This is a genomic window from Polynucleobacter sp. UK-Kesae-W10 (assembly GCF_018881575.1).
Lineage (GTDB): Bacteria > Pseudomonadota > Gammaproteobacteria > Burkholderiales > Burkholderiaceae > Polynucleobacter.
In genome coordinates, this window is the sequence record NZ_JACVQB010000006.1 from 33,857 (window position 1) to 53,896 (window position 20,040).

The following is a 20,040-nucleotide window of genomic DNA, read 5'->3' on the forward strand; positions in this document are numbered from 1 at the left end:
TTAGCTGGGTGTTTTACTGGTGTTATTTGAATCGGGCTTGGTTTGCTCTTTGAGTAAATCTTTGCTTCGAATAGTATCCAGGGTTTTAGAGTCAATCGGTTGCCCTTTTTGATCGAGCGGAATGACCTCGGGATTCTCCCAAGATCCTTGCACCAGGTAATCTGACTGCAGGCTACGGTTAATTTGATTGCTGATGAGATATTGGCCTACAAGGGCGCCCAAACCAACGATGGGGTTGATGGCAAAAGCAGCGAGTGAACCCGCAGTGGCATCGATCGTTGGGAAAATAGTGATGCGAAGATCTTGGGTTTGTTTAGGCAAATTAATTTGACCGCTCATTGCAACCCTAGCTTGATCTAGGTTCATATTGAACTGCTTGGTTTGGGCAACTCCGCTCGTAATATCAAATGACGCATTGATTGCGTTAAAAGGGGTGCCTTTGGTCACAATATTGCCTAAGCTTCCTTGCAGATCAAGAGTGGCAAATCTAAACAAGCTTTGCAAGCTGAGAACATCCAGAATCTTGGCGCCGCTGGTGTTAACTTCCAATAGACGACCCTTAACAAGACTCAGATTTACTTTGCCATTGAGCGTGTCATATTTTGGGGCAAAGGGAGATCCATCCCACTCGACGTTTGCAGTTAGCTTTCCCTGCCCGCCCTCAACCGACTTTTGTGGGCTCCAATGGGCAATGATGTGGCCAGCATCTTTAATGTCCATGTCAATATTGATCGTGCTGTGGTCCACTGTGTTTTTGCTACCGCCAGCCCATTGACCATTAATCGCTGTGGTGCCTTGGGGGTTGGTAGTTTGGAGTGACTCAATCTTGAGAACGTTATCCTCCGTTTTGGTTTTGATTTTCAGTTGACCAAGCTGCGCTTTTGAAAATGAGAAATCATCTACCGTTAAATCCAGGCTTGGGATGGAATTGAGGTTTAACGTGGTTTTGCTTATCGGAGTCGTACTAGCCCCAGGGGTGGTGGCAATATCCGGAACCTTCAGCTTCGAGAGACGGCCAGAGATTAAGCCGCTCGTTTGGGATTGAGTGGGCTCTTGAAGTTGAATTTGTCCAGCAGCTTGCTGCGATGACAAACGCATGTCCCACCCATTCTTCCTATTGGTAGCAGACAGATTGATATCCTGCCAGACACGCTCAAAGGCCGTTAATTTTTTAACTTGAGCACTGATTTGAATGTTGCCCAAATCTTTCTCAACTTCTTTCATGCGGTCTGATTTTTGGCTGCCGATGAAATCAAGCCAAGCATCAAGATTCAATTCATTGCTAACCAGGCTAAAGCTAAAGCCTGGCTGAGTGCTATTGGGAGTAGTTCCAACCCCAAATCCAAAGCGCAAAATATCATCGTTTCCAAGCGCGCCTTGTAGGGAGTACAACTCCCCAATTTTTCCACTCCAAGTAAGGCGATTGGGATTGGATTTGTTGTTTGGAAAAGATTTGAGATTAAATTGACCAGTCAATTGAGTGCCCATGAGTTTCTTGGCGGGCGCTGGGGCAGCACTGGATAAATGCATTAAATCTAATTTCAGGTTTAAGTCGCTACCCAATTTATTAAAGGCGATATTGCCATCATATTTAACCGAGCCATTCATTCCATTGAGAATGCGGCTTACTTTGGAGTTAGAGGCGCCGTCAAAATATTGTTTTAGAAAGTTCGCCTGAACATCGCCAACGATATTAAAGTTTTGATGAGCGCCTTCTTGGTTGGCGCTAGTCACTTTAATTGAGCCACCCAAGAAGTTTGCTGAGACATTTTCAAATTCTGGATTGGTTTCGGTAATCCGGATGTTGCCTTTGAGATTTTCAAATGGTGGGAGGCTGGCCCATTCTGCTTTGTTACCTGGTAGCGTAAGGCGAATATCAACATTGGTATCGGCTGAACCAGAGAGGGGCACCTTGAGCCCAAGCGTCATATCGACAGGGCCACTGACACGCAGTTGACGCTCCAGTTTTCCTTGAATTTTTCCTGAAGGCGAGGCGTAAAAGTACTCCATCATTTGCTCTGCCTGACCTTGGGCTTTGCCATTCACAGAGAGGGTTAGTTGGTTTGCGCTGACATTGGGTATTTCAGCGTGGAAGCTAGTGAGTGCAACCTGCTTGTAACTAGCATCAGTGATGTCTACTGTAAAGCTCGCATTGTTCATAGCGACAGCGCCATTTACACCTGTAAAGGTAGACCAAGTTCCCTGGTTGGCGGGCAATATTGGTACGGGACTAAAGGAGGCCCCGCGCACAGGCAGGTTAAGAGTGAATTCACCCTGGCCTGGTTTGGGAAACGGCACTTGATTGGGGTCGCCTTTAACGTGTAGCTGACCGTTCTGAATGGTTCCCGCTTCAAATGCCTTGCTGAGATAAACACGAGCATCCTTACCCATGCCGACTGGTAAATAACGATAGGCAGTTTTAAGTTTGGCTTGGTCAAACGTCATGTCAAGCGCCATGAAGTCGGCTTCATTTATATCGCCGATGATGTACTTCAAACTCAAGTTTGTAGTGATTTCAGGATTGCTTAAGGCTAACTTCTTGGTGCTAATGACCCATTTACCACCTTGCTTTACCCAGCTAATTTGCCCATTTGCGCGATCAAGTTGGATCTTTGGATCCTCTAAAAATTCATGAATCTCAAGACCGAGGTTGTTGGCGTTAAGAGAAAAGCTACCTTCATTCTGACTGCTGGACACGTATCCAGAAAGATTGCTTACGGAGGGCATACTTTTGTTGATACCAACAAAGCTCAAATTGATTAACTTGGCGCTGACATTAAAGTCGAGCTTATTAGACTTAAACCAGCCTCCTGGAATCTTCAGGGCAGATAAGGGGGATTTACTCTCTGACCAATGAATATCCAAATCTTCTAGTTCACCTTGAGCTTGTGAGGCCTTAATCCATTGATGGACTTTTTTAGAGAGCGGAAGATTGAGGGCAAACAGGGCCACATCATCTACTGAAATTTTTGGTGAAGAGAAGCCAAATTCTTTAATCTCTCCATCTGCTCCTGGAGGACGCCAACGGAATGTCATCGGGCTTAAGTTTTCTAGCGGGGCAGATTTGGGGCTATCCATATCGCGCCAGGCAAATGTTTTGGTCGTGATTGCAATTAAGCCATCATTCGTTTCTTGGCTTAAATTGGCCTCGAGACGACCCAATGCAATTGCATCTTCAGCTTTGCTAGTTTGAACAACGAGATTATCTGCAGCAATAAAAAACTCACCGCCATCTGGCTGAGCATTGTCAATCTTCAGCTTGCCATGAGAGCTCAGCACTCCTTCGAGTGTGTTGATATTGAGATCAAATTCTCTTGCAATCAACTTGAGGTCTAAGTCGTGCAGATTCCAGGAGAGCGTACCGATCCAGTCGCGCCAATTACCAGCTTGGCCACCAAGGTGGGGTACAAAATTGACTTGAATTTCGGTGGGGCCCTTCGTCCATGGGGTAATAGCGGTCAACGATCCCTCATGACGACGAAGGCCGCTATCAAGAGAGAGGCGCAGAATTTCAATGGAGGTCAGCGGTTTTTTATTGAGCTGATCATCCCAAAAAAATGTCACATCTTTAGCGTCAATGGAGTTTTGTGCGAAGAGCCAGTTTTCTGCAGAAAAGTCATTGGTATCACCATCGATCGAGACCCCCGCAATTGTGATGACCCCTTTTGTGTTTCGTTGAGCATATATTTGAGCGCCCTCAAAATGGATCTCATAAAAATATGGTGCCAGATGGTAGAAAGATTTCCAGCTTAATTCACCAAAAATCTTATTGACGACTAGTAGCGGCTTAGATTTTTCATTGCTATTAAAGCGCAAGCCGTCAATTTCGAATGCGGGTCGCATTCCCGTCCAGGAAACTTTGAGTTCATCGATGGAAACATTTGCGCCAATACGGGCGCTAATCAGTTTTTCAACAGAGGCTTTGGATTTTTCGAGCTGGGGCCAAACTACATAACGAATACCTAGGTGGCCAATCAAAAAAAGGACCGCCACTACTCCGCTTAATATCAAGGTGCGTTTGCGCCAAGCCCTACTCGAACCTGGAGGACGTTTTGCAAATACGCTCTTGAGGCGAGGCGGAATGATTTTTTGCAGCATGAGCGCTATTATCCGTCACCCTTACCCTGCTCGCCAAGCTTCTGGGGGTGAATATGGGGTGGGTATTAAGATGGGGGTATGGATGATTTTTCTAGGCAAATGGAGTTCTTAGGGCGCCACTCTAATTACGCTAGACGTTGGCTGCAAGCCAAGCCGGAATGGCTTGAGTGGCTGAGATCCTGTGGGCAGCAAAAAATCGACTTGCCTGCTATCCGGGCCTTGCTAGAGCTTGATAAAAAAATTGAGGCAGACGGCAACCAAGATGAGGCCGAATTTATGGCCGCCTTGAGGCTTGCACGGCAACGTTTGATGCTCTGGATTGCCTTTCGCGATCTCAACGGAATGGCAAGCCTAGAAGAGGTCACCCATAGCTTGAGTCATTTTGCTCAGTTGGCAGTGGCCAAGGCGATCGCATTTATTCGCTCTGATTTGCAAAACCGGTTTGGCTTGCCATGGAGCAGCTCTACTAACACTGAAATGCCGCTCATGGTTGTCGGTATGGGTAAGTTGGGTGGTCTGGAGTTAAATCTGTCTTCGGATATTGATTTGATATTTTTGTATGAGCACGAAGGTGAGACGCGGGGTGGCCCTAAAACGCTCTCCAATCATGAGTGGTTTACGCGCATGGGGCAGCGTCTCATACGATGCTTATCCGAGCATGATGCCAATGGTTTCGTATTTCGCGTAGATATGCGTTTGCGACCCAATGGAGACTCTGGGCCTTTGGTTTGTAGCTTAGACATGTTGGAAGAGTATTTGGTGGTGCAGGGTAGGGAGTGGGAGCGCTACGCTTGGATTAAGGGTAGATTAATTGCACCACTACCTGGCTCAGCAGATTATGAACATTGTGAGAAAGCGCTTGAACAATTAATTCGCCCATTTGTTTATCGTCGCCATTTAGATTACGGGGTGATTGCCTCTATTCGGGATTTGCATGCTCAGATTCAGCGAGAGGCTGAAAAGCGTTCCTCGCAACATCAGGGCCGTTCGCATGACATCAAGCTAGGGCGTGGAGGTATTCGGGAGATTGAGTTCTTGGCGCAAATGTTTCAACTGATGCGCGGAGGCACAGATCCCCGATTCAGAACGAAGCCTACTCTACAGGTCCTCGGTTTAATGAAGCAGCGTGGAATTTTGCCTGCGGCACAAATTGATTCGTTAGATGAAGCCTATATTTTTTTGAGGCGCCTAGAGCATCGTATTCAAGCCTGGGATGATCAGCAGACGCACTACCTGCCGGAGGATGTTGAAGCCCGCGTACGACTTGCTGAGTCGATGGGCTTTCCAGATGTAAAGGCTTTTCTGGAGAAGTTGGGCTCACATCAAAATCATGTAGCGCAGTTATTTGAAAAAGCATTTCTCTTGGATGATCAAGAGCGTCTTGAGCTTGCCCCTATCGCAGAGGATTGGGGTCCTGATCCGCAGATATTCCCGCAGTCCCTCATTCGCTGGCAAACCTGGGCACAAAGTCCTAAGGCAAAACAGTTGCCAGAAAAAAGTAGTCTAATTTTGAATAATTTAATGCGCAATGCCGCAGGTATTTTGTCAGAAGAGGGTGATGCGAGTGAGGCTGATAAAACACTTTTACGCTTCTTTGATCTATTGGAGTCGATCGCACGTCGCAGCGCATATCTATCGATCCTGGCGGAATACCCCAAGGCCTTATTTAATGTGTTGGCCTTACTAAGAGCTTCTCAATGGGGTGCGCAATACCTGGCCTTGCACCCTCACTTATTAGATTATTTATTGAACTCGCGCACCGAGCGCACATTAATTGAACAGCCTGAAGGGTACTGGCGTGAAGTGAAGGCTAATCTGAATGTGCGCTTAGATGATGTCATGTCTGAAGGGGATGGTTCTGAGCAGGCAATGGATATTTTGCGTGTTACTCACCATACCGAAACCTTCATTACGCTCTTGGCTGATTTGGGAATCGGGTTAGAAGATGCCTTGTCGGTAGAAAAGGTAAGCGACCATTTATCTGCGTTAGCTGATCTAATCTTGCAGACAACATTTGAGCGGGTTTGGCCTGGCATCGCGCAGAAATACGGACTTCCCAAGGATGCGGTAGCTCCATTCGCAGTCATCGCCTATGGCAAGTTAGGCGGCAAAGAATTGGGCTACGCATCTGATTTGGATTTGGTATTTCTATATCAGGCGCCTGAAAATGATTACGCAGCGCAGGAAATTTATGCCTTATTGGCCAAGCGCATGATTAATTGGTTAACCGCATTTACCTCTACTGGCAGTCTATTTGAGATTGATACTCGCCTGCGCCCCAATGGATCAGCTGGTTTTTTGGTCACCAATGCTGACGCTTTTAAAAAGTATCAGTTACGCGAAGGCGATAACGCTGCTTGGGTTTGGGAGCATCAGGCTTTAACGCGCGCCCGTTTTTGTGCGGGAAGTCCATCGGTCGGCAAAGAGTTTGATGCAGTTCGCTCAGAGGTATTGAGTCAGCAGCGCAATATCGAAACCTTACGCTTAGAAATTTTAGAGATGCGTCGCAAGGTTCATGATGGTCATCCCAATCTCAATGAAGGTTTTGATTTAAAGCATGATGCGGGTGGTATGGTGGATATTGAATTTCTAGTCCAATTTTTAGTCTTAGCCTATGCGCATCAATTCCCCCAATTAATTGGTAATCTCGGCAACATCGCTCTACTGCGAATTGCAGGCGAAGTGGGACTGATTAGGGTTCAGGATGCTCAGAAGCTTGCTGATGCTTATCGACTTTTACGGGCGCGACAACATCGTCTGCGTTTAGATGGCGCTGAAAAAACGCGCGTTCATCTCGAGGGTGAGTTAGAGCTTGAGGCCGCTCGAAGTGCCGTTATTTTAGTTTGGCAAGAAATCTTTCAAGCCCCATCGAGTCTTTAAGAGCGAGCAGACTTACTGTTGTTCCAGAAGTTCACGTGCATGTCGACGCGTAGTGTCGGTGATAGTGGCGCCACCGAGCATGCGGGCAACTTCCTCTACACGCTCTGTGCGTCCCAGAGCTTGTACTTGAGAGACCGTCTTTTCTGCGCTTTGGGATTTGCTGACCTTGAGGTGATGATTGCCTTGTGCGGCAACTTGCGGCAAATGGGTTACACAGAGAATTTGATGGGATTGACCTAGTTGATGTAATAGCTTGCCAACAGTCTCGGCTACGGCACCACCAATACCTGCATCCACTTCATCAAATATCAAAGTTGGCGTAAAGGAGGCTTTGCTGGTGATCACGCTAATCGCTAGGCTAATGCGCGCAAGCTCTCCGCCAGAGGCAACTTTTGCAAGAGAGCGTGGTGTACTACCGGCATGACCAGCAACTAAAAATTCGACTTGTTCAAGGCCGTGCGATCCGCCTTCTGCTAGAGGAACGAGGGCAATTTCAAGGCGACCCCCAGCCATGGATAAATCTTGCATCGCATCAGTGACTAGTTTGCCCAGATCAGCCGCAGCTTTACTGCGCTTATGCGTCAGTTGCTTGGCGAGTTTGAGATAGGCAGCTTCTTCCCCTTTTACTTTTTCTCGCAGGGCCTCAATATTTTGCGAGGCAGTCAAAGCCTCTAAACGCTCAGCGGTATCAGTCAAGAGTTTCGGAAGCGCATCAGTTTCAGCGCGATATTTTCTGGAAGCGCTATGGAGCGCTTGCATGCGCTCCTCTACCTGTGCCAGACGCGCAGGGTCTAAATCGATTTTTTGAAGGTAACGATTGAGACCATGAATGGCTTCGTCTAACTGGATCTGAGCGCTCTCAAGAGATTCGCTGATGCTGCTTAAGGCCGGATCATGCTCGGCTAAGGCGCCAATGCTGCCGCAGACTTTAGATAGGGTGGACTCCAAAGAGTTGTCGGCGTCACTCAAGATCTCAATGGCTTCTTGGCAGCCGCCAATCAATTTAGCGCCGTTAGCTAATCTTGCATGCTCACCTTGAATGTGAGCCCATTCACCCTCTTGCGGGGAGAGCTCAGTCAACTCTTCAAATTGCCATTGCAGACGCTCTCGCTCTCGCTCAATATCCTGGCCGGCATTTTCTGCTTGTTCTAAGCGACGACGAGAATCGTTCAGGGTCTTAAAGTGCGAGGCAACATCGGCTGCCAAGGGTAGAAGTCCTGCATGGCGATCGAGTAGCTCACGTTGCGCACCGCCTTTAAGAAGCAGCTGGTGGGCGTGCTGCCCATGAATATCGACTAGCTGGTCACCTGCTTCTCGCAACTGGGCAAGCGTTGCAACACTACCGTTAATAAAGGCTCGGCTGCGACCGTTGCTTTCGATAGTTCTTTTAAGTAGTAGACTTTTGCCATCATCTTCGGCTGGAAATCCCTGGGCATCTAGCCAGTGACCAAAAGAGATGGTTAGCTCATCATCAATCCGAAAGAGCGCAGAAATTTCTGCTCGAGTACTTCCTTCACGAATCTGGCTGCTATCAGCGCGCTCACCAAGCACTAAGCCCAATGCATCAAGCAGTATGGATTTGCCGGCACCAGTCTCGCCAGTGAGAACGGTAAAGCCGCTAGCAAAATCGAGCTCAAGCTGATCAACAATGACAAAGTCACGAAGGGAGATAGTTTGAAGCATGTATTAGCGTAGCAAAGAACTCGACATCAAAATGTCGATGGATATTCATTCCAATGCAACTTCTCACGCAAAGTTTTGTAGTCGCTGTGATTGTTGGGGTGGAGCAGGGCAATCGTTTTATCAGATTGACGTACTTCAATTTTGTCACCAGCTTGCAAATCGGTTTGAGATTGCATATCAAAATTGACGATCACTTCAAGTCCATTGACCACTTCGATCACTGTGACGCTGTCTTGAGGCAAGACAATCGGGCGGTTAGAAAGTGAGTGCGGTGCGATGGGCACCAGCAAAATACCAGCAACATGGGGATGTAAGATCGGGCCACCAGCGGATAGTGCATAGGCGGTTGATCCTGTCGGTGTCGACACAATCAAACCATCAGAGCGCTGGTTGTACATGAAAGATCCATTCACATGGACCGCAAGTTCAACCATTCCAGAAATCCCAGAGCGGTTCACTACAACATCATTGAGTGCCAAGGCGCGATTAATGACTTTGCCATCACGCAGAACAACTGCATCGAGCAGTGTGCGGGTATCGGCTTCGTACTCACCGGCAATAATTTTTGCTAGGGTTGCTTGCACTGACTGAATGGGAATATCCGTCATGTAGCCTAGACGACCCATATTGATACCCACTAGTGGCACATTGCTGCCTGCAAGTTGGCGACCAATTCCTAGCATCGTGCCGTCGCCACCTAAAACCACGACTAGGTCAATAGCGCCTGCAAAGTCATCGGCGGTTTTGGTGGGGTAGTCGGTCAACTGAAAGTGATTGGCAGTTTCAGCCTCAATAAATACCTCGCAACCTAGTCCTGAAACCAGCTTGGCGAGATCTTTTAGGTGCTCGACAATGCCATCGGCATGGAATTTGCCGACGAGCGCCACCCGGCTAAAGGTCTTCTTGGAAGAATTTGGGGATGGGCTTAACATATGACGATTAAACCATAGGCATAAAATCCCTTCCACCATGGATGAACGTTCCCGCGCCTTACTTAAAACTCTCATCGAGCGCTATATCGAGGAGGGCCAGCCTATTGGCTCGCGCACCCTTTCGCGTTTCTCAGGTCTAGACCTCTCTGCAGCCACGATCCGTAATGTCATGGCCGACTTGGAGGATATGGGTTTGGTGACTAGTCCACACACCTCTGCGGGGCGAATTCCGACTCCCAGGGGCTATCGCTTGTTTGTCGATACGATGGTGACTGTGCGCCCGCTTGAGGAGATGGCTGCCCGGGAGGTCGAAAAAGGCTTGCTTCCAGACTCGCCACAGCGCGTTTTGAACTCCGCGGCGCAGATTTTGTCGAATTTGACCCATTTTGCCGGTGTGGTGATGACTCCCAAGCGTGCCCAGGTGTTTAAGCACATTGAGTTCTTGCGCCTTGGGGAGGGAAAGATTTTGCTCATTATGGTGACCCCGGAGGGGGATGTGCAGAACCGAATTTTGCCTACTACACAAGATTACACCCCAAGTCAGCTCATCGAGGCAGGCAATTTTATTAATACTCAATTTGCTGGAAAAAGTTTCGAGCAAGTGCGCCAGCACCTGAAGTCTGATTTAGATAATTTGCGTAGCGATATTTCTGGTTTGATGGCGCTTGCATTGCAAAGTGGCGTCGCCGATTACGACTTGAGTGGTGGCGATATGGTGCTATCAGGTGAACGTCGTTTATTGAATGTAGGCGACTTAAGTTCTAATCTTGATAAGTTACGCAAGATGTTTGACATGCTTGAGCAAAAATCTGTTCTCATGCAACTGCTAGATGTCTCGAGTCATGCTGATGGCATTCAAATTTTTATCGGCGGTGAAAGTGATTTATTGCCGTACGAAGATTTAGCAGTCATTAGTGCCCCATACAGTGTGGATGGGCAAATTGTGGGCACCTTGGGCGTGATAGGCCCAACCCGTATGGCTTATGACCGGGTGATCCCGATTGTCGACATTACTTCCAAGTTATTGTCTGGCGCCTTGAGTTCTTAAGCGAACACTTCTATTTATATATCTAACGAGACTGATTACCTTGAATCAAAACCCCCACTTACGCGCCTCTAAAACTGCGGTTCTTCTATTGAACTTGGGTACGCCTTCTGCGCCAACACCTAAAGCAGTGCGAGCCTATTTAAAAGAGTTTTTGTCTGATCCACGTGTAGTGGAGATTCCGCGGGTGGTTTGGTGGTGCATTTTGAATGGCATCATCTTGCCAATTCGCAGTAGTGCATCTGCTAAAAAATATGCATCCATCTGGCTGCCACAATTAGGCTCGCCTTTAATGCACTACTCACGTCTACAGGCAAAAGAGCTGGGAGAAAAGTTTGCCAATGATGGTCATGCCGTATTGGTAGATTTAGCCATGCGATATGGCAAGCCATCCACCCAAGAAGTCCTGGAAGGCTTAAAAGCAGAGGGCATGGAGCGCTTACTGGTTCTGCCTTTGTATCCACAATACTCTGCCACCACGACCGCCTCTAGTTTTGACGAAGTCTTTCGGGTGCTCAGTACTTGGCGCGATCAACCGGAGTTACGTTTAGTAAAACACTATCACGACAATGTAGCCTACATCGCTGCTCTGCGCGATCAAGTGCTCAACAGTTGGGAGCAAAGCGGGCGTCCTGATTTTGTAAGGGGCGATAAATTTGTGATGTCTTTTCATGGCTTACCTAAGCGCAATTTAATGAAAGGTGACCCCTACCATTGCGAATGTTTGAAAACGGGCCGATTACTTGGCGAATCGTTAGGTTTAGTACCAGGACAATATATTGTGACTTTCCAATCTCGCTTTGGTAAGGCGGAATGGTTGAAGCCCTACACCGCGCCAACTATTGAAAAGTTAGCCAAAGAGGGTTGTCAACGGCTAGATATCTTTTGCCCTGGCTTTCCTGCTGACTGTCTTGAAACCTTGGAAGAGATTGCGATGGAAGCAAGAGAAGACTTCTTGAAGTATGGTGGAAAAGACTACCGCTATATTCCTTGCTTAAACAGCAACCCTAAGTGGATAGAGGCTTTGGGCGATATTGCCTACCAGCATCTCTCGGGCTGGCCTTTGAGTACAGAATCATCCCAAGAGCTCGCTTTACGGAATGAGCGTGCTGAAAAAACCAAGGACTCATTAGCCAACAAGCCTTGAAATTGAATAAACTGACACCATATAGAAAAGCAATAGCCCTCATTACATAAAAGTGAATTCGCGTCCATGACACAAGAAAATCAAAACCCAAACCCTGAGCAAGAAAATCCAGCCGTAGAATCTGCAGCCCAAGCGTCAGCGGAAACTCCTGCGGTAAAAACACCCGAAGAGGAAATTGCTGAGTTAAATCAGAAGGTGTCTGATTTGCAAGACAACTTCTTGCGCGCTAAGGCCGAGGGTGAAAATATTCGTCGCCGTGCTGTGGAAGATATTGCTAAGGCACATAAATTTGCGATTGAAAGTTTTGCAGAGCATTTGGTTCCGGTGACCGATAGCCTCTATGCAGCATTAGGTACGGATGCGGGCGATGCTAAGGCATTTAAAGAGGGCCTCGAAATCACTCTCAAGCAGCTCTTATCCGCCTTTGAAAAAGGCCGTATGACTGAAATCAATCCGGCAGTTGGCGATAAGTTCGACCCCCATCACCACCAGGCGATTGCCTCGGTACCCTCAGAGCAAGAGCCCAATACCGTAGTTTCTGTCCTACAAAGAGGCTATACCGTGGCAGATCGAGTTCTCAGACCTGCTTTGGTGACCGTCAGCGCCCCCAAATAAGCCCAAAAACCAGGGTAAAACCCTGAAAAACGCATAAAAAAGGCAGATTTCTGCCTTTTTTGCTATTTCGCCCCTTGAATTCTGCTTTTTAGACCCCAATTAATGGGTATTGGAATATTCACGGTAATTCGACGAATTACTTAAAACAACCTAGAAGTACAACAAAGTAACTTAATTTTTTGGAGCCATTATGGGAAAGATTATCGGTATCGACTTAGGAACCACGAATTCATGCGTTTCAGTCGTAGAAAACAATGCACCTAAAGTTGTCGAGAATGCAGAAGGCGCTCGTACAACTCCATCCATCATTGCTTATGTCGAGGATGGAGAAGTATTGGTTGGCGCACCTGCTAAGCGTCAGTCAGTAACTAATCCTAAAAACACCATCTACGCAGTGAAGCGTTTGATGGGTCGTAAATTTACTGATCCTGAAGTGCAAAAAGATATCGGTTTGATGCCTTATGCCATTATTCAAGCGGACAATGGTGATGCTTGGGTTGAGGCACGTGACAAGAAAATGGCGCCACAACAAGTGTCAGCTGAAATCTTGCGCAAGATGAAAAAGACTGCTGAGGACTATCTTGGCGAAGAAGTAACAGAAGCAGTGATTACTGTTCCGGCTTACTTTAACGATAGTCAACGTCAAGCTACTAAAGATGCTGGCCGTATTGCGGGCTTGGATGTAAAGCGCATCATTAACGAACCAACCGCTGCTGCTTTGGCGTTCGGCCTGGACAAGCAAGACAAGGTGGATCGCAAGATCGCTGTATATGACTTGGGTGGCGGTACATTTGACGTATCCATCATTGAGATTGCAAACGTTGACGGTGAGAAGCAGTTTGAAGTGCTGTCAACCAACGGCGACACTTTCTTGGGTGGTGAAGACTTTGACCAACGCATCATTGACTGGATCATTGCTGAGTTTAAGAAAGAGCAAGGCGTTGATTTGAGCAAGGACGTATTGGCATTACAGCGCTTGAAAGATGCTGCTGAAAAAGCCAAGATCGAATTGTCATCTGCACAGCAAACGGAAATCAACTTGCCATACGTGACAGCGGATGCTAGTGGTCCTAAGCATTTGAACTTGAAGTTAACTCGCGCCAAGCTGGAGTCATTGGTTGAGGAATTGATCAACCGTACAGCAGGCCCCTGCTTAACTGCAATTAAAGATGCTGGCGTCAATGTTGCGGATATCGACGACGTGATTTTGGTCGGCGGTCAAACCCGTATGCCTGCGGTTCAGGACAAGGTAAAAGAAATCTTTGGTAAAGAGCCACGCAAAGACGTTAACCCAGATGAGGCAGTTGCTGTTGGCGCTGCAATTCAAGGTTCCGTATTGTCTGGTGATCGTAAAGACGTATTGCTCTTGGACGTAACCCCATTGTCATTGGGTATCGAGACTCTTGGCGGCGTGATGACCAAGATGATTCCCAAGAACACTACCATCCCTACCAAGCATTCACAGGTTTACTCCACAGCGGAAGATAACCAGCCTGCGGTAACAATCAAGTGCTACCAAGGTGAGCGCGAGATGGCTGCTGCAAACAAGCTACTGGGTGAATTTAACCTCGAAGGCATTGCACCTGCACAACGCGGTATGCCACAAATTGAGGTGACTTTTGATATCGATGCCAACGGTATTTTGCATGTAACAGCAAAAGACAAAACCACTGGTAAAGAAAACAAGATCACCATCAAGGCGAACTCTGGCTTGACTGAAGAAGAAATTCAACGCATGGTCAAAGATGCTGAAGCCAATGCGGCTGAAGATAAGAAAGCCTTGGAGTTGGTAACTGCGCGTAATACTGCAGATGCCTTGGCTCACTCTACCAAGAAAGCCTTAGAAGAGCACGGCGCTAGCTTAGAGGCTTCTGAAAAAGAAGCGATTGAAGCGGCCTTGAAAGACTTGGACGAAGCGATCAAAGGTAGCGATAAAGAGGCAATCGAAGCTAAAACTGAAGCATTGGGTAAAGCAAGTCAGAAGCTGGGCGAAAAAGTCATGGCTGCTGAACAAGCTAAGGCTGGTGGCGCTGCCGCTGGTGCCGCTCCTGGTGGCGCAGCTCCAGGCGCCGCTCCCGATGCCGATGTTGTTGACGCTGACTTTAAAGAGGTTGATGACAAGAAGTAATTCTGAAATCAGACATTCATTAACGTAGTTTTGATGTTTTTAAATAACAAGTCGGCCTCGTGCCGACTTGTGTCATTCAGGTTGTTGAGAGGAATAGGCCGTGCCTAAAAGTAAACGCGATTTTTATGAAGTGCTTGGTGTAGCAAAAGGTGCCAGTGATGATGAGTTGAAAAAGGCTTATCGCAAGATGGCGATGAAACATCATCCAGATCGCAATCCCGATAGCAAAACGGCTGAAGCCCAATTTAAAGAAGTCAAAGAGGCTTATGAAACCTTAACCGATCCTCATAAGCGCGCAGCGTATGACCAATATGGTCACGCGGGTGTTGACCCATCTATGGGTGGCGGATTTGGCGGGGGTGGTTTTGGCGGCGGCGGATTCGCAGACGCGTTTGGCGATATCTTTGGCGATATTTTTGGCCAAGGCGGAGGGCGTCAATCTGGCCCTCAAGTCTATAAGGGTGCTGATTTACGCTACAACATGGACATCACGCTTGAACAAGCGGCCGAAGGGTACACGACACAAATTCGGGTGCCAAGCTGGAGCAACTGCAAACCTTGTCATGGCACTGGCGCAGAGCCCGGATCTAAAGCCGAAACCTGTACTACTTGTAATGGGCACGGTCAGGTACGTGTGCAGCAAGGTTTCTTCTCCATGCAACAAACTTGCCCCAAGTGCCGTGGCACTGGCGAATACATTCCTAAGCCTTGCAAAACTTGTCATGGCAGCGGCAAGCACAAAGAACAAAAAACGCTTGAGATCAAAATCCCTGCGGGCATTGATGATGGCATGCGAGTTCGTTCAGTGGGCAATGGCGAGCCAGGCATTAATGGCGGACCATCGGGTGATCTCTATGTAGAAGTGCGTGTGAAGCCGCACAAAGTATTTGAACGGGATGGTAGTGACTTGCATGTGCAAATGCCTATCTCCTTCGCAACGGCAACCATTGGCGGGGAAATTGAAGTACCGACTTTATCGGGTCGTGTTGAGTTCCCAATTCCAGAGGGAACTCAGACTGGCAAAACCTTCCGTTTACGGAATAAGGGGATTAAGGGCTTGCGCTCCACTTTAGTGGGCGATCTTTTTGTGCACGTTCTGGTCGAAACGCCAATCAAACTCACAGATGAGCAGAAAAAATTACTGCAAAAGTTTGATGACAGTCTGAAATCTGGTGGCGATAAACATAGCCCGCAGCAAAAGGGCTGGTTTGATGGGGTAAAGAGCTTTTTTAGTTAATTAGCCTGCAAAGCCGTGCTCAGGTCCGGGGAATTTTCCGGATTTCACCTCGCGCACATAGGCTTTAATGGCTGCCTCAATCGATTGGTGGCCATCCATAAAGTTCTTCACGAACTTGGGTGGCTTGCCAGGGCTGATGCCTAACATATCCTGTAGAACCAATACTTGACCCGAGCAATCTGGGCCCGCACCAATTCCAATCGTAGGGATGTGCAGTTCATTAGTAATCTTTTCTCCAAGAGAAGAGGGGATTGCCTCGAGAACGACCATTTGCGCGCCCGCCTCTTGACAGGCAATTGCTTGCTCCAACATATGGGTAGCGGCATCCTTTGATTTGCCTTGCACTTTGTAGCCACCCAATACGTGTACTGACTGTGGCAGTAGGCCCAGATGCGCGCAGACGGGAACGCTACGCTCAACTAAATAGCGAATGATGTCCACTTGCCAATCGCCGCCTTCCAGCTTCACCATATCAGCGCCAGCACGCATTAAAGTTGCTGCGGAGTCTAAGGCTTGTACAGGATCGCCATAACTGGCAAATGGTAAATCCGCGATTAAGAAAGCATGGGTATTTGCGCGTGCCACACACTCGGTGTGATAGGCCATCTGCTCAACAGTGACTGGAGTAGTGCTAGATTGGCCTTGAATCACATTGCCCAGGGAATCACCGATCAAAATCGTTTCGACGCCACTGCGATTGAGCAAAGCGGCCATCGTCGAATCGTATGCGGTGAGCATCGAAATTTTTTCACCCTCAGCGCGCATGGCGAGGAGCTTCGTAATTGTGATTGGCTTGTCGCCCTGTAAGTAACCCATGGCGAGAGTTTAATGAATTAATGTGCCGTTTGGCTATAAACGTCTTTTTCCCCGCAATTGCAGTTACGGCAGGGGAGTTTTTCGATTCTTTGGTGGGCAACCTGCGGTAAATACGCCTTTAGCTCGCCCCAATTGGGTAGGAATAAGTCAGGCGCAATTTCTAGTAGCGGTAAGAGCACAAAAGAGCGCTCAATAATTTTGGGGTGAGGCAGGATGAGTTGAGTTTCGCTTTGGGTAACACCCTCAAACGATAGGATATCGAGATCTAAGGTGCGAGGGGCGTTGGCATAAGGGCGCTCTCTACCAAACTCTTGCTCAATGGCTTGGCATACATGAAGTAGGCCGTAGGGACTGAGTTGCGTATCAATTTCAATGACGGCATTAATGTAGTCGCCGCCAGTAGCTTCAACGGGCGCGCTTTGATAGAAGCAGCTCTTGGCCAAGATGTGTATTTCTGAACGCTGTGCCAAGCACACGATTGCGTCAGTAATGAGTTGACGTGAGTCGCCGATATTGCCGCCAAATCCGATAAAAGCTCGTGCCATACGATTCCAAACTAGAGATAAAACTACTTTACCGAAATTTCTCTAAGTCTGCTTAGCTCGGCGCACCTTCTGGGGGCAGCGCGGATTTGGGTTTCCTGCGGCGCCGGCGTTTGACTGGCGAACTTGCCGAGGAGCCAGCTTCATTCTTGGCGCTTGCCATTAATTCTTCTTGGGTTGTGGGGTCGCCAGCAATGAAGTTGGTCCACCATTCGCCCAGGGATGGGCTTACCTCCCCTGTGGCACAGCGTAGGAGCATGAAGTCATAACCCGCCCTAAAACGAGGGGATTCAATCAGGCGATATGGGTAGCGGCCAACCCTTCTTTCAAAGCGAGGTTGCATAGACCAGATTTCTCGCATATCGCTTTCAAAGCGACGTTGAATGGTCATGCCGCTACTTTGGGTGGCGATTGTATCGTCCATGGCATCTTGAAGGGCGGGGATATTAGCCATTCCTTTAGCCAGGTTAGCTTTCCAATTCTGAAGCAGGTCGGGCCATAGCAGGGTGGCAAATAAGAAGCCAGCAGAAACACTTTTGCCAGATTGAATACGCTGATCAGTATTGGCTAGGGCTAGCTTCACGAATGCATTAGCGCCTTGAGAGTGCGCGCTGTCCTCGAGGATGTGATCGAGTAAAGGCAGCAGGCCATGATGGAGGCCGGCATTCCGAAGTCCTTGAATAGCAGCCCAAGAGTAGCCTGACATTAAGAGCTTGAGGATTTCATCAAATAATCGTGCGGATGGAACGTCCTGCAGAAGCTTGCCTAATTTGGCAATAGGTGCACGCGTATCAGCATCCAAAGAAAATCCTGTCTTAGCAGCAAAACGAATTGCTCTGAGCATGCGGACCGGATCTTCGCGATAGCGTTTAGCGGGATCGCCAATCATACGCAAAGTTTTCTTTTGCATATCTGCCATGCCGCCGTGGTAATCGAGTACGGTTTCGGTGGCAGGGTCGTAATACATCGCATTGATTGTGAAATCCCGTCTAGCGGCATCCTCGCCTTGTGAGCCCCAAACGTTGTCTCGCAAAATACGACCACTTTCTGCGACATGGTCGCCAGCGTTATCCAGTAAGGCTCTGAAGGTCGATACCTCAATAATCTCGGGATGACCTTTGCCAAAAAAGGTCACGTGCACAATTTGAAAGCGGCGTCCAATAAGGCGGGCTTTGCGAAACAGTCTTTGCACTTGGTCGGGCGTTGCATTGGTTGCCACATCAAAATCTTTAGGGCTGATTCCTAAAACAAGATCGCGTACTGCGCCTCCAACAATAAATGCTTCATATCCTGCTTGCTGCAAAGTTTGCGTCACTTTGACGGCATTTTTGGAAAGTAAGTGGGGATCAATGCGATGCGATTTTTTGGGGATGCGTTTAGGTGCTCCGGAATGATTGCCATGGGTATGCTTGATCATCGGATCGCGCCGTAGGATGCGTTTGATAAATTTAGTGATCATGCAAACAGCTCAAGAATAGGCCAGTGACGTTTCTGGGCTTCAGCGCGCAGTCGATCGTCTGGATTAGTGGCAACGGGATGGCTGACTTGCTCTAACAAGGGCAGATCATTCATGGAGTCTGAGTAGAAGTAGCTGTGGGGTAATGTGCCAAAGGTGAGCTCTTGCTTAGCTAACCAGTCATGTACATTTTGGATTTTGCCTTCCCGAAAGTTGGGGATCCCTTGTACTTCACCTGTGAAGTTTTCCAGTGGGCCGCCTGCTGTGGCCGGCTCGGTAGCAATCAAATGTTCAATCCCGAAGCTTTCAACAATAGGGCGCGTCACAAAACTATTGGTAGCAGTCACCACGCAACATAAGTCACCAGCGTCTTGATGGCGTTTGACTAAATCGATTGCTTCTTGGCGCAATTGACCGTGAATGACTTCTTCCATGAATGCATCGTGCCATTCTTTTAATTGGGCGCGCGAATGTTCTGCAAGGGGTTTGAGTGCAAAACGTAAGAACTCATGAATATCAAGCTTACCGTCTTTGTAGTCTTGGTAAAAGCGTTCATTCTGTTTGGCGTAGTACTCGCTATCGACTACACCAATGCGTGCTAGAAATTGCCCCCACTCATAATCGCTATCGCAGGGCAAGAGAGTATGGTCTAAATCGAAAAGGGCTAACTGAGTCACGAATGAAGTATTGGGTAAATTATTTGGGCTGCAAAAGATCGCGCACTAACGGTAAGGTTACAGCACGTTTTGTTTCTAAAGAATAAGCATCCAAAGCGTCAATCAAAGCCATTAAATTGGGCATATCTCGATAAAAACGATTTAACAACCAAGGCAATACTTCGGGTGATAGCACTAAGCCTCTGGCTTTGGCTGCTTGCTCTAAGGCTTGTATTTTCTCATCATCGTCTAAAAGCTGGGTTTGAAAGATCAAGCCCCACCCCAGGCGGGTTCGCAGGTCTTCACGCAGCTTGAGATTGGCTGGAGCAGCGTTTCCTGCCATGAATATATACATATTCTTACTGGCTGAAATTCCATTCAGAATCCGAAATAAGGCCCCCACCAAACGCTCGTCTAAACGGTCTACGTCGTCAACAGTGATAACAGACGCTGAAGTACCTTGGGCAAGCGCAGCCATTTTTTCTTCAAGGCGTACCCAGGAAATGGGTTCGTTTGGGCCAAGGGCAAAGCATTCTAGGCCGGCATTTTCAGCAGCATTTCTGATAGCTTCTAATAAATGGCTACGACCAGAACCTTCTGGCCCCCACCAATATATCCAGCGATGATTGAGGGGATTATTTGCAAAGACAGGAGCGGGATTGAGCCAAGCTTGACTGAGCGTTTTTAAGGTCGACACCAAAGCAAGATCTTTGCCTGGCAAATAATTTTCTAGACTGGCTTTGGGAGTGTGACTAATGTCTAAAGCAAATTGTCTTGGTAGAGAAGGGATGTTCATTGAAGCAAA

General features: G+C 47.9%; 14 protein-coding genes. 6 read left to right on the plus strand and 8 right to left on the minus strand.

All coding sequences use genetic code 11. The annotated features are described in order from the left end of the window. Positions 1 to 4,098, minus strand: coding sequence for a YhdP family protein (locus tag ICN24_RS09205; RefSeq protein ID WP_216223274.1), 4,098 nt, complete (start codon positions 4,096 to 4,098; stop codon positions 1 to 3). Between the two features lie 78 nt (positions 4,099 to 4,176). On the opposite strand from ICN24_RS09205, the gene glnE reads away from it, so the two are divergent. Beyond that, positions 4,177 to 6,978 carry a bifunctional [glutamate--ammonia ligase]-adenylyl-L-tyrosine phosphorylase/[glutamate--ammonia-ligase] adenylyltransferase gene (glnE, locus tag ICN24_RS09210; protein ID WP_216223275.1) on the plus strand — a complete coding sequence of 934 codons (2,802 nt, stop codon included), beginning with the start codon at positions 4,177 to 4,179 and terminating at the stop codon, positions 6,976 to 6,978. A gap of 12 nt (positions 6,979 to 6,990) precedes the next feature. On the opposite strand, the gene recN is transcribed toward glnE, so the two are convergent. Both recN and ICN24_RS09220 read right to left on the minus strand, forming a co-directional pair. Further along, positions 6,991 to 8,661 (minus strand): DNA repair protein RecN, encoded by a 1,671-nt coding sequence (gene recN / locus ICN24_RS09215; RefSeq protein ID WP_216223276.1) that lies wholly within the window; start codon positions 8,659 to 8,661, stop codon positions 6,991 to 6,993. A gap of 26 nt (positions 8,662 to 8,687) precedes the next feature. Continuing rightward, entirely contained in the window at positions 8,688 to 9,593 is a 906-nt protein-coding gene (locus tag ICN24_RS09220; protein ID WP_216223277.1) for an NAD kinase, read from the minus strand. 37 nt (positions 9,594 to 9,630) lie between these two features. On the opposite strand from ICN24_RS09220, the gene hrcA reads away from it, so the two are divergent. The 5 genes from hrcA to dnaJ all read left to right on the plus strand — a co-directional run bounded on the left by hrcA (position 9,631) and on the right by dnaJ (position 15,765). Beyond that, positions 9,631 to 10,641 (plus strand): heat-inducible transcriptional repressor HrcA, encoded by a 1,011-nt coding sequence (hrcA, locus tag ICN24_RS09225; RefSeq protein ID WP_216223278.1) that lies wholly within the window; start codon positions 9,631 to 9,633, stop codon positions 10,639 to 10,641. A 34-nt stretch (positions 10,642 to 10,675) separates the two neighbouring features. Continuing rightward, entirely contained in the window at positions 10,676 to 11,785 is a 1,110-nt protein-coding gene (hemH, locus tag ICN24_RS09230) for a ferrochelatase (protein ID WP_370623129.1), read from the plus strand. Positions 11,786 to 11,851: 66 nt separating this feature from the next. After that, positions 11,852 to 12,400 carry a nucleotide exchange factor GrpE gene (gene grpE, locus ICN24_RS09235; protein ID WP_216223280.1) on the plus strand — a complete coding sequence of 183 codons (549 nt, stop codon included), beginning with the start codon at positions 11,852 to 11,854 and terminating at the stop codon, positions 12,398 to 12,400. Between the two features lie 190 nt (positions 12,401 to 12,590). Continuing rightward, entirely contained in the window at positions 12,591 to 14,528 is a 1,938-nt protein-coding gene (gene dnaK / locus ICN24_RS09240) for a molecular chaperone DnaK (protein WP_216223282.1), read from the plus strand. A gap of 100 nt (positions 14,529 to 14,628) precedes the next feature. After that, positions 14,629 to 15,765 (plus strand): molecular chaperone DnaJ, encoded by a 1,137-nt coding sequence (dnaJ, locus tag ICN24_RS09245; RefSeq protein WP_216223283.1) that lies wholly within the window; start codon positions 14,629 to 14,631, stop codon positions 15,763 to 15,765. Here the strand turns inward: dnaJ and panB are convergent, their stop codons facing one another. Genes panB through hda form a run of 5 tightly spaced genes read right to left on the minus strand, consistent with a single transcriptional unit; the run spans position 15,766 to position 20,031 of the window. After that, on the minus strand, positions 15,766 to 16,581 hold the full coding sequence (panB, locus tag ICN24_RS09250; protein ID WP_216223284.1) for a 3-methyl-2-oxobutanoate hydroxymethyltransferase: 816 nt from the start codon (positions 16,579 to 16,581) through the stop codon (positions 15,766 to 15,768). 17 nt (positions 16,582 to 16,598) lie between these two features. Beyond that, entirely contained in the window at positions 16,599 to 17,126 is a 528-nt protein-coding gene (gene folK, locus ICN24_RS09255) for a 2-amino-4-hydroxy-6-hydroxymethyldihydropteridine diphosphokinase (RefSeq protein ID WP_216223285.1), read from the minus strand. A gap of 52 nt (positions 17,127 to 17,178) precedes the next feature. Then, positions 17,179 to 18,582: a polynucleotide adenylyltransferase PcnB gene (gene pcnB / locus ICN24_RS09260; RefSeq protein WP_216223286.1), complete on the minus strand. Its 1,404-nt coding sequence runs from the start codon at positions 18,580 to 18,582 to the stop codon at positions 17,179 to 17,181. After that, positions 18,579 to 19,256 carry an HAD-IB family hydrolase gene (locus ICN24_RS09265; protein WP_216223287.1) on the minus strand — a complete coding sequence of 226 codons (678 nt, stop codon included), beginning with the start codon at positions 19,254 to 19,256 and terminating at the stop codon, positions 18,579 to 18,581. The genes pcnB and ICN24_RS09265 overlap by 4 nt, the downstream gene beginning before the upstream one ends. A gap of 19 nt (positions 19,257 to 19,275) precedes the next feature. After that, positions 19,276 to 20,031, minus strand: coding sequence for a DnaA regulatory inactivator Hda (gene hda, locus ICN24_RS09270; protein WP_216223288.1), 756 nt, complete (start codon positions 20,029 to 20,031; stop codon positions 19,276 to 19,278). Positions 20,032 to 20,040 lie beyond the last annotated feature (9 nt).

What these genes read in the sequence shown, in the direction of transcription:
- folK (WP_216223285.1), bottom strand. Translation starts at nt 17,126, where the DNA reads ATGGCACGAGCTTTTATCGGATTTGGCGGCAATATCGGCGACTCACGT.
- grpE (WP_216223280.1), top strand. Translation starts at nt 11,852, where the DNA reads ATGACACAAGAAAATCAAAACCCAAACCCTGAGCAAGAAAATCCAGCC.
- glnE (WP_216223275.1), top strand. Translation starts at nt 4,177, where the DNA reads ATGGATGATTTTTCTAGGCAAATGGAGTTCTTAGGGCGCCACTCTAAT.
- panB (WP_216223284.1), bottom strand. Translation starts at nt 16,581, where the DNA reads ATGGGTTACTTACAGGGCGACAAGCCAATCACAATTACGAAGCTCCTC.
- recN (WP_216223276.1), bottom strand. Translation starts at nt 8,661, where the DNA reads ATGCTTCAAACTATCTCCCTTCGTGACTTTGTCATTGTTGATCAGCTT.
- hda (WP_216223288.1), bottom strand. Translation starts at nt 20,031, where the DNA reads ATGAACATCCCTTCTCTACCAAGACAATTTGCTTTAGACATTAGTCAC.
- dnaK (WP_216223282.1), top strand. Translation starts at nt 12,591, where the DNA reads ATGGGAAAGATTATCGGTATCGACTTAGGAACCACGAATTCATGCGTT.
- hrcA (WP_216223278.1), top strand. Translation starts at nt 9,631, where the DNA reads ATGGATGAACGTTCCCGCGCCTTACTTAAAACTCTCATCGAGCGCTAT.
- ICN24_RS09220 (WP_216223277.1), bottom strand. Translation starts at nt 9,593, where the DNA reads ATGTTAAGCCCATCCCCAAATTCTTCCAAGAAGACCTTTAGCCGGGTG.
- ICN24_RS09205 (WP_216223274.1), bottom strand. Translation starts at nt 4,098, where the DNA reads ATGCTGCAAAAAATCATTCCGCCTCGCCTCAAGAGCGTATTTGCAAAA.
- pcnB (WP_216223286.1), bottom strand. Translation starts at nt 18,582, where the DNA reads ATGATCACTAAATTTATCAAACGCATCCTACGGCGCGATCCGATGATC.